The 17,462-nt window shown below is 46.4% G+C and carries 10 protein-coding genes; 4 read left to right on the top strand and 6 right to left on the bottom strand.

The annotated features are described in order from the left end of the window. Positions 1-60 precede the first annotated feature (60 nt). The 6 genes from odhB to sdhC form a co-directional block, all read right to left on the bottom strand. Positions 61-1,257, bottom strand: a complete 1,197-nt coding sequence (gene odhB / locus JMA39_RS18730) for a 2-oxoglutarate dehydrogenase complex dihydrolipoyllysine-residue succinyltransferase (RefSeq protein ID WP_202723404.1) — start codon at positions 1,255-1,257, stop codon at positions 61-63. 32 nt (positions 1,258-1,289) lie between these two features. Continuing rightward, complete coding sequence (gene sucA, locus JMA39_RS18735; RefSeq protein WP_202723405.1) at positions 1,290-4,112, bottom strand: 2-oxoglutarate dehydrogenase E1 component; 2,823 nt, start codon at positions 4,110-4,112, stop codon at positions 1,290-1,292. A 207-nt stretch (positions 4,113-4,319) separates the two neighbouring features. After that, positions 4,320-5,027 (bottom strand): succinate dehydrogenase iron-sulfur subunit, encoded by a 708-nt coding sequence (locus JMA39_RS18740; RefSeq protein ID WP_202723406.1) that lies wholly within the window; start codon positions 5,025-5,027, stop codon positions 4,320-4,322. A 12-nt stretch (positions 5,028-5,039) separates the two neighbouring features. Continuing rightward, positions 5,040-6,806 carry a succinate dehydrogenase flavoprotein subunit gene (gene sdhA, locus JMA39_RS18745; RefSeq protein ID WP_202723407.1) on the bottom strand — a complete coding sequence of 589 codons (1,767 nt, stop codon included), beginning with the start codon at positions 6,804-6,806 and terminating at the stop codon, positions 5,040-5,042. After that, complete coding sequence (sdhD, locus tag JMA39_RS18750) at positions 6,807-7,154, bottom strand: succinate dehydrogenase, hydrophobic membrane anchor protein (protein ID WP_202723408.1); 348 nt, start codon at positions 7,152-7,154, stop codon at positions 6,807-6,809. It abuts the gene before it with no gap. Further along, positions 7,148-7,543, bottom strand: coding sequence for a succinate dehydrogenase cytochrome b556 subunit (gene sdhC, locus JMA39_RS18755; RefSeq protein WP_202723467.1), 396 nt, complete (start codon positions 7,541-7,543; stop codon positions 7,148-7,150). The genes sdhD and sdhC overlap by 7 nt, the downstream gene beginning before the upstream one ends. A 410-nt stretch (positions 7,544-7,953) precedes the next feature. Between sdhC and JMA39_RS18760 the strand changes: the two genes are divergently transcribed. The 4 genes from JMA39_RS18760 (at position 7,954) to JMA39_RS18775 (ending at position 17,207) form a co-directional block, all read left to right on the top strand. Continuing rightward, positions 7,954-9,243 carry a citrate synthase gene (locus JMA39_RS18760; RefSeq protein WP_202723409.1) on the top strand — a complete coding sequence of 430 codons (1,290 nt, stop codon included), beginning with the start codon at positions 7,954-7,956 and terminating at the stop codon, positions 9,241-9,243. 467 nt (positions 9,244-9,710) lie between these two features. Beyond that, entirely contained in the window at positions 9,711-10,772 is a 1,062-nt protein-coding gene (locus JMA39_RS18765) for an efflux RND transporter periplasmic adaptor subunit (RefSeq protein WP_202723410.1), read from the top strand. Between the two features lie 22 nt (positions 10,773-10,794). Next, entirely contained in the window at positions 10,795-14,115 is a 3,321-nt protein-coding gene (locus tag JMA39_RS18770; protein WP_237732919.1) for an efflux RND transporter permease subunit, read from the top strand. After that, positions 14,112-17,207, top strand: a complete 3,096-nt coding sequence (locus tag JMA39_RS18775; protein ID WP_202723411.1) for an efflux RND transporter permease subunit — start codon at positions 14,112-14,114, stop codon at positions 17,205-17,207. The genes JMA39_RS18770 and JMA39_RS18775 overlap by 4 nt, the downstream gene beginning before the upstream one ends. Positions 17,208-17,462 lie beyond the last annotated feature (255 nt).

A 17,462-nucleotide genomic window follows, 5' to 3' on the forward strand; every position in this document is an offset into this window, starting at 1 on the left:
CTTCTTATGTATTTCAGCAGGCCCAAACAGGCCTGCAGCGAGGGTATTGTCTGTCTTAACTTATAGGTCAAGAAGCAGACGAGTTGGATCTTCAAGGAAGTCTTTAATAGCCACCAAGTAACCAACTGATTCACGTCCATCTACAATACGGTGATCGTAAGAAAGTGCGAGGTACATCATAGGCAGGATTTCAACCTGACCATTTACTGCCATAGGGCGCTCTTTGATGGCATGCATGCCTAAGATAGCGCTTTGTGGCAAATTCAAGATTGGCGTTGACATCAATGAGCCAAATACACCACCGTTAGTTACGGTGAAGTTGCCGCCCGTCATATCTTCAACGGTTAACTTACCGTCACGGCCTTTAATGGCTAATTCACGAACATTTCGTTCGATATCAGCAAGGCTCATCTTGTCAGTGTCACGTAGTACTGGTGTCACAAGACCACGAGGAGTCGATACTGCGATGCTTACATCAAAGTAGTTGTGATAAACAATATCATCACCATCGATTGATGCGTTTACTTCTGGAAAGCGCTTAAGTGCTTCAGTCACAGCCTTAACATAGAAAGACATGAAACCTAGGCGAATACCATGACGCTTCTCGAAAATCTCTTGATATTGCTTACGAATATCCATGATTGGTTTCATGTTAACTTCGTTAAACGTCGTTAACATAGCTGTCGAGTTTTTCGCTTCTAGCAGACGGTTAGCAATCGTCTTACGAAGACGTGTCATAGGTACACGCTTTTCGCTACGCTCAGCTAATGGTGCTACTGCCGCTGGAGCTGTTGTGCTGGCAGGTGCGCTCGCAGGCTTATTCTTAACGAAAGTTTCAACGTCTTCTTTGGTGATGCGTCCACCAACACCAGTGCCTTTAACGGCGCTAGGGTCAACGTTGTGCTCAGCGATAAGACGACGAACCGATGGGCTTAGTGCATCGTTTGACTCATCAGATGCTTCGCTTGCAGGCGCTGCAGCTTCTGCCTCAGCCTTAGTCACCTCTTGGCCTGCAACCGCGCCAGCAACAAAGCTAGCGATTACCGCTTCACCAAGAACCGTGTCACCTTCTTCGGCTAAAAACTCAGAAATTTGTCCATCTTCTGGCGCAACAACTTCAAGTACAACTTTATCAGTTTCAATATCAACAAGGATTTGATCACGAGAAACTTGCTCGCCAGCTTGAACATGCCAAGTAGCAATGGTTGCATCTGCAACTGATTCTGGCAGTACGGGTACCTTAATTTCGATACTCATGGATTACGATCCTTTTTATAAATGTTCTATTACTACAGCTTTAACGCACTGTTGATTAATGATTCTTGTTGCTGTGCATGCAATGCAGGGTAACCACATGCAGGTGCAGCTGAGGCTTCACGACCGGCATAGCTCAATTGAGCTCCTGACGGAATGACGCTCCAGAAATGGTGTTGACTACAATACCAAGCACCTTGGTTTTGTGGCTCTTCTTGACACCAAACGAAATCTTTTACGTGGGTATAATCGGCAAGAGCCGCTACAGCTTCATCATGTGGGAACGGGTACAGCTGCTCAACACGAATTAGCGCAACATTCTCTAAGCCCTCTTTTCGACGACGTTCTAATAGCTCAAAATAAACCTTTCCGCTACAGAATACGACTCTATCGACTTTACTTGCATTTAATTCATCAATCTCGCCGATGATATTCTGGAATGAACCTTCAGCCAGCTCCTCCATACTCGATACAGCGAGTGGATGACGCAGTAATGACTTAGGTGACATAACCACAAGCGGGCGGCGCATAGGACGTACCACCTGACGACGCAGCATGTGATACACCTGCGCAGGAGTCGACGGCACACACACTTGCATGTTGTGATTAGCACAAAGCTGTAGGAAACGTTCTAAGCGGGCGCTTGAATGCTCAGGGCCCTGACCTTCATAGCCATGAGGCAATAACATAGTCAGACCACATAGACGGCCCCACTTCTGCTCACCCGATGATAGGAACTGATCGATCACTACCTGAGCACAGTTAGCGAAATCACCAAACTGCGCTTCCCAAAGCGTTAATCCGCCAGGCTCTGCTGTCGCATAGCCATATTCGAACGCTAATACTGAGGCTTCAGAAAGCACCGAGTCGGTAATATCGATTGGGCCCTGCTCATCGGCAATGTTGCGAAGTGGCATATAAGCTGTTGCATCATTTTGATTATGCAGTACCGCATGACGGTGGAAGAAAGTGCCACGACCTGAATCTTGACCTGTAATGCGGATACGCTTCTTATCTTCAAGAATCGATGCATAAGCTAGGGTTTCAGCAAAGCCCCAATCGAGCAGCTTCTCGCCAGCAGCCATCGCAAGACGGTCTTTGTAGATCTTAGCAACGCGAGATTGAAGCTTATGGCTTTCTGGCACGTAGCTGATCTTCTCTGCTAACTGCTTGATTCGATCGATTGGCAATTCGGCTTGATAAGCATCATTCCACTCTGCACCAATATACGGGCTCCAATCGACTGAGTGCAGTGTCATTGGACGCCACTCTTTAACCACACAGTCGCCACCATCTAGCGCGTCACGGTAATCGTTCACCATAGCGGTGACTTCATCGCTACCTAGCGCATTTTCGGCAATCAGTCTGTCGGCGTAGATCTTTCTTGGCGTTGGATGCTTCTTGATTTTGGCATACATAAGAGGCTGAGTCGCACTTGGCTCATCGGCTTCATTATGACCATGACGACGATAGCAAACTAGGTCGATAACCACATCACGCATGAACTCGTTGCGATAATCAACCGCCAGCTGTGAAACAAAGGCAACTGCTTCTGGGTCGTCAGCATTCACGTGGAAAATTGGTGCCTGTACCATCTTAGCGATATCGGTACAGTACTCAGTCGAACGTACGTCTTCAGTTAAGTTAGTGGTGAAACCAACTTGGTTGTTGACCACGATACGTATGCTACCGCCCACTCTAAACGCGCGAGTTTGAGACATGTTAAACGTCTCTTGCACAATACCTTGACCGGTAATGGCCGAGTCACCATGAATAGTGATAGGCATGACTTGACGGCCACTGTCGCAACCACGACGGTCTAGACGAGCACGGACTGACCCCATAACCACAGGGTTAACAATCTCAAGGTGAGATGGGTTAAACGCAAGCGCTAAGTGAACATTGCCACCTGGCGTTTCAAAGTCTGACGAGAAACCTTGGTGATATTTAACATCACCAGAGCCGTTAAGCGCATCGCTATGCTTACCAGCAAACTCGTCAAACAGTTCTGATGGCTTCTTACCAAGAATATTCACCAGTACGTTTAAACGCCCGCGGTGCGCCATACCAATAACCACTTCTTTGGTACCCGCATCACCGGCGCGATAGATGATTTCACGCATCATTGGAACGAGGGCGTCACCGCCTTCTAATGAGAATCGCTTAGCACCTGGGAACTTAGCACCTAGGTATTTTTCCATACCTTCGGCGGCGTTAAGCCCTTCTAGAATTCGAGTCTTATCTTCTTTCGAGTAATTTGCAGCACCGAGAGAAGGTTCAAGACGTTGCTGGATCCAGCGTTTCTCATCGGTGTCAGTAATGTGCATATACTCGGCACCGATAGAACCACAATAGGTTGCTTTCAGTGCTTTTACTAAGTCCACCAGCTTCATGGTTTCGCCACCATGAGCAAATGAACCCGTATTAAATTGACGCTGCATATCATCGCTATCTAGGCCATGAAATGCTGGGTCTAACTCAGAAACCTTATCACGCTTCCAAATATCAAGCGGATCTAAGTTGGCGTTCTGATGACCGCGGAAACGGTGAGCGTTAATTAACTGTAGGACTTTAACTTGTTTTGCATCGACTTCAGGATCGGTCACCTTAGGTGAGCCCTTCTGACGTCCTTCTAATGCAAGACTACGAAAATAGTCACGTACTTTAGAGTGGGCAGCTTCTGGTACATCAGCCGATGTGCCATTAACTAGAGGGAGGTTATCAAACACGACACGCCAGTCTTCAGTTACCGACTGCGGATCTTCTTGATAGGCTTCATACATCTCTTCTACATAGGTCGAATTCGCACCATTGAGATGAGACGATTCGAGCCAGGCTTTCATGATGCCTTGGTGCATTTCTATTCCTTTCAAACTGTATACGCGTGCTTAGCCAAAGTCATAAATACAGATCGTTTGAGCTGACTCAAATTATCTGTAATCTCTGTAGCCCCTAGAGTTCCAGATTATCGTTATACTTGTCTTCCATGACACAAAAAAGAGCCACTCTCCACGGGGAAAGTGACTCATATAGAGCTATATCAATATCGGCTCTTGGTACTGCATTTAAACGGCTCTCTTCAGAAGCATAGACTTGATATGTCCGATTGCTTTTGTCGGGTTGAGCCCTTTAGGACAAACGTCAACACAGTTCATGATGCCGTGGCAGCGGAAGACGCTATAAGCATCATCTAACCCAGATAAACGCTCCTCAGTTGCTGTATCACGGCTATCGATTAGAAAACGATAGGCGTGAAGCAAGCCACTTGGACCGATGAATTTATCAGGATTCCACCAGAACGAAGGACAAGCCGTAGAACAACATGCACACATGATGCACTCATAGAGTCCATCTAAGTGTTCACGATCTTCAGGTGATTGCAGATGCTCACGCGCAGGCGTTTTCTCATCGTTAATCAAGAAAGGCTTAATCTTTTCATACTGGGTATAAAACTGAGTCAGGTCGACAATCAAATCACGTACCACAGGCATCCCTGGTAGTGGACGAATTTCAATCTTCTTACCTTTGAAGGTAGAAACGGGCGTGATACACGCAAGACCGTTTTTACCATTCATGTTGATACCATCACTGCCACATACACCTTCACGGCATGAACGTCTAAACGCCAGTGTTGGATCTAGCTCTTTAAGCTTTAAAAGCGCATCAAGGACCATCATGTCGGTACCTTCATCTACTTCTAAGCTGTAATCCTTCATATACGGCTTCGTATCTACATCAGGATTGTAGCGATAAACTGCAAATTCCAATTTCATCGGGGCTTCTCCTTAGTAAGTACGCTTGATTGGCGGGAATGCGTCACGAAGCTTAGGCTCCATGTTCACATCACGCTTAGTCATTAGCTCGGTTACTGGGTCATAGATGCTATGACATAGCCAGTTTTCATCGTCTCGGTCTAGATAGTCTTCGCGAGAGTGAGCACCGCGGCTTTCAGTACGGAAGTTTGCCGCCGTTGCCGTTGCAATCGCTGTCGCCATCAAGTTATCTAGCTCTAAGCATTCGATACGCTGAGTATTAAACTCTGTTGAGTTATCAGAAAGCTTGGCATTAGCGAGACGCTCGCGAATTGCTTTAAGCTCTTTAAGGCCTTCAGCCATCGCATCACCACTTCTAAATACAGAGAAGTTAAGCTGCATACAAAGCTGTAGGTCCTTACGGATCACCGCAGGGTCTTCACCATCCTTGTTGCTTTCCCAGCGGTTCAAACGCGCAAGAGAAGCATCGATATCGGCTTGGCTAGCCTCTTTTGGTGTAGGCGTTTCATCTAACGCTTTACCTAGGTGTTGACCCGCTGCTCGACCAAATACTACAAGATCTAACAATGAGTTACCACCCAATCGGTTCGCTCCATGTACCGAAACGCACGCAATTTCACCAACGGCAAATAGGCCGATAACCTCTTCTTCACTGCCATCGGCGTTTTGGCGCACAACCTGACCACTGACTTTTGCAGGTAGACCACCCATCATGTAGTGACAAGTTGGTAGAACTGGGATTGGACCATCGGCAGGATCGATATGAGCGAAGGTACGAGACAATTCACAAACACCAGGAAGACGCGCTTCAAGGGTTTCTTTACCTAAATGGTCAAGCTTAAGTAGACAATGCGGACCTAGTGGGCCGTCAAGACCACGACCTTCACGAATTTCTGTCATCATCGAACGTGCTACTACGTCTCGAGATGCCAAATCTTTCGCATTCGGAGCATAGCGCTCCATGAAGCGCTCACCGTCTTTGTTTAGCAGGTATCCGCCTTCACCACGACAACCTTCAGTCACCAAGACACCTGCGCCAGCAATACCCGTTGGGTGGAACTGCCACATTTCCATGTCTTGCATCTGAACACCTGCACGCATCGCCATACCCACACCGTCACCGGTATTAATATGAGCATTGGTAGTTGATGCGTAAATACGCCCTGCACCACCGGTTGCAAGAATCGTTGCTTTCGCCTTGAAATAGACGATTTCACCGGTTTCAATTTCGATAGCAGTACAACCAACAATCACGCCGTCTTCATTTTTAACTAAGTCGAGCGCATACCACTCAGAAAAGACTTCAGTCTTATGCTTAACGTTTTGCTGATAAAGGCAATGAAGCAGTGCGTGACCAGTACGGTCTGCCGCCGCAGCAGTACGTGCCGCTTGCTCACCACCAAAGTTTTTAGACTGACCACCAAATGGACGCTGGTAAATCTTACCATTGTCGAAGCGTGAGAAGGGTAAACCCATGTGTTCAAGTTCAATCACGGCCTCTGGGCCAGTTTTACACATAAACTCAATCGCTTCTTGGTCACCGATAAAATCGGAACCTTTCACGGTATCGTACATATGCTGTTCCCAATGATCTTCATGGGCATTACCTAAAGCAACGGTAATACCACCCTGTGCAGATACTGTATGAGAACGGGTTGGGAATACTTTAGATAAAAGCGCACAGCTCTTACCTTCTTTAGAGATCTGTAGAGCGGCACGCATACCGGCGCCACCAGCACCGATTACAACCGCGTCAAATTCGCGAACAGGAATACTCACTTAAACACCCCACACAATCAAAATGCCAGCAGCCAAATAACAGAAGGCAGCAATGACAAAAACAAACTGAAGTACACCACGTAGAGAAATACACTTAACGTAATCGGTAAGCACCTGCCAAATTCCAATCCAGGCGTGAACTAAAACCGCTATCAGCGCGAGTACAGTGAAAACTTTCATCGACAATGTGCTAAATAAGCCATGCCATGCGTCATAAGTTAGTGGAGAGCTACATGCGATAAACCCAACCAAAAAAATGGTGTAAAAGGCTAGGACTACCGCACTTGCACGTATAAGAATAAAGTCATGGACGCCGCTGCGACCAAGAGTTGCTGCGTTAGTTACCATACCCAAATCCCCGCAATGATTGAAAGCACTACTGACAATGCAATAGCGACTTTAGCAGAAGTTAATCCTGAAGAGAGTTCTTCCCAGTAGCCAGCATCCATCACTAAGTGGCGAATACCCACTATCAAGTGATAACCCAGCGCGGTAAGAATTCCCCAGACGATAAACTTAACGATAAAGTTATCAAAAAGAGATTGGACGCCAGCAAAGCTCTCAGCTGATGCTAATGATTCATTAAGCAACCAGATAAGGATACCGACGGCAAACAGCATGATGACACCCGAAACACGGTGAAGAATGGACGCGATCGCTGTTGCAGGGAAGCGTATGGTCTGCAGATCTAAATGGACAGGTCTTTGCTTTTTCACGTTCTGCTCACTCTGCTCAATTGAGCTAATTTTTGTTATATGAACCGCTTTTACTCAAATTCCAATCAGTGATTTAGATCACGGTTTGAAACTTTTGCAAAAGAAAACTTGAAACAAACATTTAACAAATCAACCATCACTAATTAAGCATGTAAAAAAGTGATAACTATTTGACAATGCATGCAGCTCTTCTGAGCTGCGGCAAGTATACGTGGGTGAAATGTCAAATACAAACATCACATTATGCAAATTTAGTTTTTTTGGTAAAAAATTCTACCAAGCCTATGATGCTACAGGTGGTTAAGGTCATTTAAGACCATGGTCTAACAAATTTAAACGCTTATTTAAATTGAAATGTGATCTAGATTCACTGTAAAGTAATTGTGTTTGATAAGCCGCACTCAATAAGAATGAAGTAAGGAGAATGGGGTATGGCTGATAATATAGCCACATTAGAACTACCAGGGAATGATTCAATCGAACTGCCTATTAAAGAAGGTACGGCAGGATTTGATGTAATCGACATCAGTAAGCTAGGTAGCAAAGGTTACTTTACTTTCGATCCAGGATTTCTTGCGACCGGATCCTGTGAATCTGCAATTACCTATATCGACGGTGAAAAAGGCGTATTGCTACACCGCGGTTACCCAATTGATCAGCTGGCTGTAGAATCTGATTATTTGGATCTGTGCTACTTGCTACTATATGGCGAACTACCAAATAAAGCAGAATACGAAAAATTCGTATACACAGTTAAGACTCACACCATGGTAAATGAGCAGCTAGCCTTCTTTTTTAGAGGTTTCAGACGCGATGCTCATCCAATGGCGATGTTATGTGGTGTAACTGGTGCCCTATCTGCATTCTACCAAGACTCTTTGGATGTCAATGACGAACGTCACCGTGAAATTGCCGCATATCGTTTGGTGTCAAAAATGCCAACAATCGCAGCTATGTGTTACAAGTATTCAATCGGTCAACCGTTTGTCTACCCACGCAACGAGCTAAGTTATGCAGGTAACTTCCTAAGTATGATGTTTGGCGTGCCATGCGAAGAATACAAGGTTAATCCAATCGTAGAACGCGCGATGGATCGTATCTTTATCCTTCACGCTGACCACGAGCAAAATGCCTCGACTTCTACCGTACGTTTGGCCGGTTCTTCTGGCGCTAACCCGTTTGCATGTATTGCTGCGGGTATCGCGTCACTATGGGGACCTGCTCACGGCGGCGCTAACGAAGCATGCCTAAATATGTTGGAAGAGATTGGCACTGTTGATCGCATTCCTGAATTTATTGCTCGCGCTAAAGACAAAGAAGATCCATTCCGTCTAATGGGCTTTGGTCACCGCGTTTACAAGAACTTCGACCCTCGCGCTAAAGTGATGCGTGAAACTTGTCATGAAGTCCTAGCTGAACTTAAGGTGAACGATCCGCTACTCGATGTGGCGATGGAGCTTGAGCGTATCGCACTAGAAGATGAGTATTTCGTCTCTAAGAAGCTTTACCCGAATGTCGATTTCTACTCAGGGATCATCATGAAGGCGATTGGTATTCCAACAAGCATGTTCACCGTTCTGTTTGCGCTTGCGCGTACTGTCGGTTGGATTGCTCACTGGAAAGAGATGCTGGATCAGCCAGGTCACAAGATCAGTCGTCCTCGCCAGCTTTATACCGGTGATCCTAAGCGTGACTTTGTCGATAAAGATAAACGCGATTAGTTAAACGACTAAAACGCCGCTTAACCTGAACTCGTCACTTAAGTCTAAGCTCGCGTTAATTAATAAAAAGCACTCATCGAGTGCTTTTTTTATGCCTATATACCCAGTTTATAACGCGAATAAAATTCATCTTGAAATTCACTCATAGTAAACAAAAAATGCGATTTCCAGCTAGATCTAACATTTAATGGGTCAAATAAGCACTCAAAAACAGCAACAGCCTGATAACAGCTTTAGTCTAAGTAAGCTTAAACAGACTCTATCTAGATGGCTTTCAATATACAAAGTTAAAGCCCACCCGCTTTGTTAAAAAAACTAACATATGTAACTTTTCGCTACATTATTCGTAAGAATTACCACCGCCCAGTCACCACCACACGTAAACAACTGAATTTATTACATTAAAATATTGGCACACATAATGCTTTATAAGGCCTATCGGAAAATCGAATATAAGGTCGGCTTACATGGAAGCGTTAAATAACAAAACAATCATTCTCCCGCTACTACTTGCAACACTATTAACTGCGTGTGGCGAACAAGAACAAGCTAAAGAAGAGGAGAAGTACGCTGTACCAGTGGAAACGGCCACTGTAGTCCAAGGTGATGTTTCCTCTTTCTATAGCACCACTGCTACGTTGGAAGCGCCTCAAGAAGCGAAAGTTGTCACCCGAGTCGCCGGTCTGATTGAAGAACTTAGGGTCGAAGAAGGTGACAGAGTCACAAAAGGTCAGCTACTTGCGGTTATCGACTCTAAGAGGCAGAAGTTTGATTTAGACCGCTCTCAAGCCGAAGTTGAGATCATCGAGCAAGAGCTAAATCGCCTCAAGAAAATAAGCAATAAAGAATTTTTCAGCGCAGATTCAATGGCAAAACTGGAATATAACCTACAGGCTGCCATGGCAAAGCGCGATTTAGCAGCCCTTTATGTCCAAGAGAGTATGATCCGCTCGCCAATCGATGGTGTTATCGCGACCCGTTTCGTCAAATCTGGCAACATGGCAAAAGAGTTTGATGAGCTATTCTACGTAGTTAATCAAGATGAGCTCTACGGCATCGTGCATCTACCAGAGCAACAACTGCAACATCTGCGCCTTGGCCAAGACGCAGAAATTTTTGCAAACAAGCACACACAACAAACCACCCATGCGACCGTGCTGCGCATAAGTCCGATTGTCGATGCACAAAGCGGTACCTTTAAAGTCACCCTCTCAGTACCAAATCAAGCAGCAACACTCAAAGCAGGTATGTTTACCCGAGTCGAGCTTAAGTACGACACCCACAACAATGTGATCACCGTGCCTTACAACGCAGTGATAAACCAAGATAACGAGTTTGCACTCTATGTTATCGATGGCGACAACGCCGCTCGCCGTGCAGTCTCTCTAGGCTATCGCGAAGCCAATACCGTTGAAGTTATAGAGGGGATTATGCCGGGCGAGCAGATAGTGATCCGCGGTCAACAAAATCTCAAAGACCAATCCTTAGTCGAAGTTATCAATTCACTAGACCTAGCGTCAGCCAAATAGAAGAGTAACAACGGAGCACGTTATGTCTATTATAAAAACAGCGGTAAATCGACCGATAACTGTATGGATGTTTATGTTCGCGGTCATTCTTTTTGGCATGGTGGGCTTCTCCCGCCTTGCGGTAAAGCTTTTGCCCGATTTGAGCTACCCTACCATCACCATCCGTACTCAATATGTGGGGGCAGCGCCGGTAGAAGTCGAACAACTGGTTTCAAAACCTATCGAGGAAGCGGCGGGTATTGTAAAGGGACTTAGAAAAATCAGCTCTATTTCTCGCTCAGGCATGTCAGATGTGGTGCTTGAGTTTGAATGGGGCACCGACATGGACATGGCTAGCCTCGATGTGCGAGAGAAGCTCGATACTATCGAGTTGCCTTTAGATGTTAAAAAGCCATTATTACTGCGCTTTAATCCCAACTTAGATCCCATCGTTCGTCTTGCCCTCTCGGTGCCCGAAACCAGCGATAACGCAGTAGAAGGCATGAGCGAAACTGAGCTCAAACAGATGCGAACCTATGCCGAAGAGGAGCTTAAACGTCAGCTGGAATCCCTAACTGGCGTGGCTGCAGTCAGGCTTTCTGGTGGTTTACAACAAGAGGTACACATTCAGCTAAACCAGCAAAAGCTAACTCAGCTTAATTTAAGTGCCGACCTTATTCGTAACCGTATTGCCGAAGAAAATATTAACCTCTCGGCAGGTAAAGTGATCCAAGGCGATAAAGAGTATTTAGTCCGCACCCTGAATCAGTTCAATTCTTTAGATGAGCTCGGCCAGATAGTGATCTACCGTGACGATCAGACTTTAGTACGCCTATTTGAAGTGGCAGAAATTGTCGATGCCTATAAAGAGCGCAATGACATTACTCGTATCGGCGATAAGGAGTCGATTGAGCTAGCCATCTACAAAGAAGGTGATGCCAATACCGTTGCCGTGGCACAAAAAGTCACGGATGAGCTTAATAAGCTCAATGAACATAACGCCAAAGCCGAGCTCAACGTCATCTATGACCAGTCAGAGTTTATCGAAAGCGCGGTCAACGAGGTGACCACAGCCGCCTTGATTGGTAGCTTGCTATCAATGCTCGTCATCTATCTGTTCCTAAGGGATATTGTGCCAACGCTCATCATCTCTATCTCTATTCCCTTCTCGGTTATCGCTACCTTTAACATGATGTACTTTGCCGATATCAGCCTTAATATCATGTCTCTAGGAGGAATTGCCTTAGCCGTCGGTCTCTTGGTCGATAACGCCATCGTGGTGCTCGAAAATATCGACCGCTGTAAATCACTTGGTATGAATCGATTCGACGCCGCCGTAACAGGAACAAAAGAAGTCGCTGGCGCTATTTTTGCCTCGACCTTAACCACACTTGCGGTATTTGTACCTCTTGTATTTGTCGATGGCGTTGCGGGAGCATTGTTTTCAGACCAAGCATTAACCGTAACCTTCGCCCTACTCGCATCATTGCTTGTGGCATTAACCACTATCCCAATGCTTGCCTCTCGTGAAGGCTTTAAGGCACTGCCTCCTTTGCTTGAAAAGACGGTAAAACCAAAACCTGAAACCAAAATGGCGAAACTCAAGCATTACAGCGCCACCGTATTCTCGTTTCCTTTTGTATTGTTATTTAACTACCTGCCAGGCGCACTGTTAACTTTAGTGCTAATTATTGGTCGCAGCCTATCTTGGTTAATGGGTCTTGTCATGCGCCCGATTAGCGGCGCCTTTAACTGGGGCTATCACAAGTTAGAGCGCTTCTATCATAAACTGTTAGCGGCGGCGCTTAAGTTTAAGGTACTGACACTGTCGGTTGCGGTCGCAGTGACTGCGGCTGCGGCGCTGTTAATACCGCGTCTTGGTATGGAGCTTATTCCGCCAATGAACCAAGGAGAGTTCTACGTCGAGGTACTATTGCCGCCTGGAACCGAAGTCGCACAAACCGATAGAGTGCTACGAACCCTAGCACTGTCGATTAAAGATAGAGACGATGTCAAACACGCCTATAGCCAAGCCGGTAGCGGCGGCTTGATGACATCTGACACCTCTAGAGGTGGTGAAAACTGGGGGCGCTTACAAGTGGTGCTTCGCGATCACAACGCCTTCGATGCTGTGGCCGATAAACTCCGTACCACGGCGATGCGCATTCCAGAACTGGAAGCTAAGGTACAGCATCCTGAACTGTTTAGCTTTAAAACGCCGCTTGAGATTGAGCTAGTCGGTTATGATTTAGGCCAGCTTAAACAGACCGCCGACAACTTAGTCGATGCTTTGTCTGACTCAGATCGCTTTGCCGATATCAATACCAGCCTACGTGATGGCCAACCAGAACTTAGCATTCGCTTCGATCATGAACGCCTAGCAGCACTGGGTATGGATGCGCCGACTGTCGCTAACCGGATTGCACAGCGCATTGGCGGCACCATTGCGAGTCAGTACACGGTGAGAGATCGGAAAATTGATATCTTAGTACGCAGTGAGCTCGATGAGCGCAATCAGATCAGTGATATCGACTCGATGATCATTAACCCTAACAGCTCTCACCCGATCTCACTCAGTGCGGTTGCAGACGTGAGTTTAAAGCTTGGTCCATCGGCGATTAACCGTATTAGCCAGCAGCGTGTGGCTATTGTCTCAGCAAACTTAGCTTACGGAGATTTAAATGACGCCGTACTCACTGCCCGCGATATTCTAGCGGCGCAAACTTTGCCGACCTCAATTCAAGCTCGATTCGGTGGACAAAATGAGGAGATGGAGCACTCATTCAAGTCTCTACAAATTGCCCTAGTGTTAGCAGTGTTTCTGGTTTACTTGGTGATGGCGAGTCAGTTTGAGTCCTTGCTGCATCCGCTACTGATCTTAATCGCAGTCCCTATGGCGGTTGGTGGCAGTATCTTAGGTCTGTTTATCACCCAGACCCACTTAAGTGTGGTGGTGTTTATCGGCCTTATTATGTTGGCGGGTATTGTGGTCAATAACGCCATTGTACTGGTCGATAGAATTAACCAACTGCGCCAAAATGGCGAAGAGAAGCTGACAGCCATCTCTAACGCGGCAAAATCGCGACTACGCCCGATTATCATGACAACCATGACGACAGCGCTGGGTCTCTCTCCTATGGCGTTTGGTCTAGGTGATGGCAGCGAAGTCAGAGCGCCAATGGCGATTACGGTAATTTTCGGCTTATCATTATCAACACTGCTTACTTTAGTGGTTCTGCCAGTACTTTATGCCCTCTTTGATAGAAAAGAGTTTGATAGGAAGGAATTTGATAGCAAAGAGTCTGCTCCAAAAGAGAGAGCTCAAGCCAAGTCAGACATAAGTCTTGAAGGAGGCCAAGCATGAATATCACCCGCTTAGCCATTGCCAGACCTGTAACGACCACGATGTTTTTTGTGGCAATACTGCTGTTTGGTCTCGCCTCAAGTCGCTTATTGCCACTGGAGATGTTTCCAGGCATCGACATTCCCCAGGTGATTGTAGAGGTGCCCTATAAAGGTTCTACACCTTCAGAGGTGGAGCGTGACATCACCAACGTACTTGAGGAGTCACTAGCTACCATGGGCGGCATTGAGGAGTTACGCTCAAGTTCTTCTCAAAACGGCGCCGAAATTGAACTGAGAATGAAATGGGGAGAAAACGTCGCCACTAAGAGCCTAGAAGCTCGAGAGAAAGTCGATGCGGTGCGCCACTTACTGCCAAAAGATGTTGAGCGAGTGTTTATCAGGCAGTTCAGCACCGCCGATATGCCTGTGCTTAATTTGCGAATTTCCAGCGACCGCGAGCTATCGAGCGCATTTGACTTGCTCGACAAGCAGCTAAAGAAACCACTGGAGCGCGTAGAGGGCGTATCGCAAGTCACCCTATATGGTGTCGAGCAGAAACAGATTGAAATTCGCATCAATGCCGACAAGTTAGCCTCGAGCAATATTTCGGTGCAGGCCCTTAATCGCCGTTTACAACAAGAGAACTTTGTTATTAACGCAGGCGTGTTAAAAACTGACTCTCGTGTCTATCAAGTATCACCCAAGGGGGAGTTTAGAAACTTAGATGACATTGCCGCATTAGTATTAGCGCCAGGGATCACCCTAGGCGACATCGCTAACATCAGCTTCTCCTTACCAGAGCGATTAGATGGTCGTCACTTAGATCAAAACTACGCCGTTGGCTTAGATGTGTTTAAAGAGTCTGGCGCAAATCTAGTCGATGTATCAGAGCGGGTGATGAAAGTCATTGATGAGGCTAAGCGGAACTCACAGTTTCAGGGGATTAAGCTGTTTGTCATGGAAGATCAGGCCTATGGCGTGACCTCTTCCTTGCGCGATCTGCTCACTGCAGGACTGATTGGTGCCCTGCTCTCTTTTATCGTTTTGTATCTGTTCCTTCGCGACCTTAAGATGACTTTAGTCGTGGTGTCATCGGTACCGATTGCTATCTGTATGACCCTTGCCGCCATGTACTTCTTAGGCTATAGCCTCAATATTTTATCCATGATGGGGCTGTTACTCGCCGTTGGTATGCTGATTGACAATGCCGTCGTCGTTACCGAAAGCGTGCTGCAAGAAAAGCAAAATCTAGACAGCGATGTTAATACTGATACGAGAGTTAAAGAGCTCGCCGCTGACAGCGTGCCAATGACAAGTAGTGCTATTCTTCGCGGTGTCGACAAAGTCTCACTTGCCGTACTTGCGGGCACGCTAACAACGGCAATTGTCTTTTTACCCAATATTTTTGGTGTAAAAGTGGAGCTCACTATCTTTTTAGAGCATGTGGCTATCGCAATCTGTATTTCACTGGCAGCGTCCTTATTAGTCGCGAAAACCTTGCTGCCCTTAATGCTCTGTAAAATGCGCTTTAAGGTAAAGCAAAAAACTAAGCAGAGCCGTTTGCAAACTGATTATCGTCGCAGCCTTAACAGGTTCTTGGCTCATCCGCGCATATCGGGTGTATTAGCTATTGTCATCCTAGTCTCGACCGCACTGCCGCTGAGTATGGTCAAACAAGATCAGTCCGATGGTGAAGGGAATAATCGTTTATACATCAATTATCAAGTTGAAGGTCGTCACAGCTTAGAGGTCACTGAAGCCATGATCACTAAGATGGAAACCTATCTCTATGCTAATAAAGATAAGTTCCAGATAGACTCTGTTTACAGTTACTTTTCTGCCGACCGCGGCCAATCGACACTGATTTTAAAAGAAGACACCGAAGTCGATATGAAAGCGTTGAAGAAAACCATACGTGAAGGTTTTCCAAAGTTTGCCATCGCGAAGCCGCAATTTGGTTGGGGCGGCGAGAACAACGGTGTTCGTGTCTCACTCACTGGTCGCTCGACGACAGAGTTAATCCATCTCAGCGAGCAAGTCATCCCACTGCTAAGTAATATTGATGGACTCACCGATGTACGCTCTGAGTTAAATGGCGCCCAGCAGGAAGTGGTGATCCGTATCGATCGTCAGATGGCGGCAAGACTGGATTTAAAGCTCAATGAAGTAGCCTCTAGTATTTCGATGGCGTTACGTGGCTCTCCTCTGCGTTCATTTCGTCATGATCCCAGTGGTGAGCTGCGTATCGAGATGGCATTTGAGCAGCAATGGCGCTTATCACTGGAGAAGCTAAAGCAGCTGCCAGTGATCCGAATCGACAATAGAGTCTACACCTTAGATAGTCTAGCCAAGGTGGAAATTTTGCCACGATTTGACACCATCAGACACTACGACAGACAAACAGCGTTATCGATTGGCGCCAACTTAGATGAGCTGACGACAGAGGAAGCGCAGGAGAAGATCACCCAAGTGATGGACAACGTTAACTTCCCTGCAGGTTACGGTTACTCGTTACGAGGCGGTTTTCAAAAACAGGATGAAGATGAAGCGGTCATGGCGACAAATATGATTTTAGCTATTGCGATGATCTACATCGTCATGGCTGCACTGTTTGAGTCGCTCTTACTGCCAACGGCGATTATCACCTCCATTTTATTTTCGATTACTGGTGTATTTTGGGCACTGCTATTTACTGGTACCCCCATGTCAATTATGGCAATGATAGGTATTTTGATCTTAATGGGAATTGTGGTCAATAACGGTATCGTATTGGTGGATCAAATCAATCAGTTATCACCCGATCTCGATAAGCTGTCAGAGACCATAAGCGCCGTGTGTTTCACCCGATTACGTCCGGTACTTATGACGGTAGGTACGACAGTACTGGGCTTAGTGCCTCTCGCCATGGGCGATACGCAGCTTGGCGGTGGCGGCCCATCCTACTCGCCGATGGCGATTGCGATTATTGGCGGCTTGACCTTCTCAACGGTCACCAGTCTGTACTTGGTGCCCTTGTGTTATCAAGCACTTTATAGAATGCGCCACAACAGCGCGATACGCCTTGGCCAAGCCGATAGGTTTTCAAGGAGGCTGTTACCTTGGATGAGTTAGCTCATGGCTGTTGCGAACATACTTTAATCTATGGCTTCCAGCTCAAGACTCTGCAAGCATAGCCTGACACGACATAGTGTGTAGCCAAGGCAATACTCACGCCTTGGCTCCTTCTTTCCTTTTCTAGGAAACAGTACAGCGACATCTGCTAGTACAGCCCTTCCCTGCAAGTATTTCGCCTTAAAAGTGTATCACTTTTGAAACAAGGTAAGCCTCTGAAAAAACTAAAAATAAATTTAGCCACCAGGAACCGTT

Source organism: Shewanella schlegeliana (assembly GCF_016765635.1).
In the GTDB taxonomy this organism is placed as follows: Bacteria; Pseudomonadota; Gammaproteobacteria; order Enterobacterales; family Shewanellaceae; genus Shewanella; species Shewanella schlegeliana.

What these genes read in the sequence shown, in the direction of transcription:
- JMA39_RS18775 (WP_202723411.1), top strand. Translation starts at nt 14,112, where the DNA reads ATGAATATCACCCGCTTAGCCATTGCCAGACCTGTAACGACCACGATG.
- odhB (WP_202723404.1), bottom strand. Translation starts at nt 1,257, where the DNA reads ATGAGTATCGAAATTAAGGTACCCGTACTGCCAGAATCAGTTGCAGAT.
- JMA39_RS18740 (WP_202723406.1), bottom strand. Translation starts at nt 5,027, where the DNA reads ATGAAATTGGAATTTGCAGTTTATCGCTACAATCCTGATGTAGATACG.
- JMA39_RS18760 (WP_202723409.1), top strand. Translation starts at nt 7,954, where the DNA reads ATGGCTGATAATATAGCCACATTAGAACTACCAGGGAATGATTCAATC.
- JMA39_RS18765 (WP_202723410.1), top strand. Translation starts at nt 9,711, where the DNA reads ATGGAAGCGTTAAATAACAAAACAATCATTCTCCCGCTACTACTTGCA.
- sucA (WP_202723405.1), bottom strand. Translation starts at nt 4,112, where the DNA reads ATGCACCAAGGCATCATGAAAGCCTGGCTCGAATCGTCTCATCTCAAT.
- JMA39_RS18770 (WP_237732919.1), top strand. Translation starts at nt 10,795, where the DNA reads ATGTCTATTATAAAAACAGCGGTAAATCGACCGATAACTGTATGGATG.
- sdhD (WP_202723408.1), bottom strand. Translation starts at nt 7,154, where the DNA reads ATGGTAACTAACGCAGCAACTCTTGGTCGCAGCGGCGTCCATGACTTT.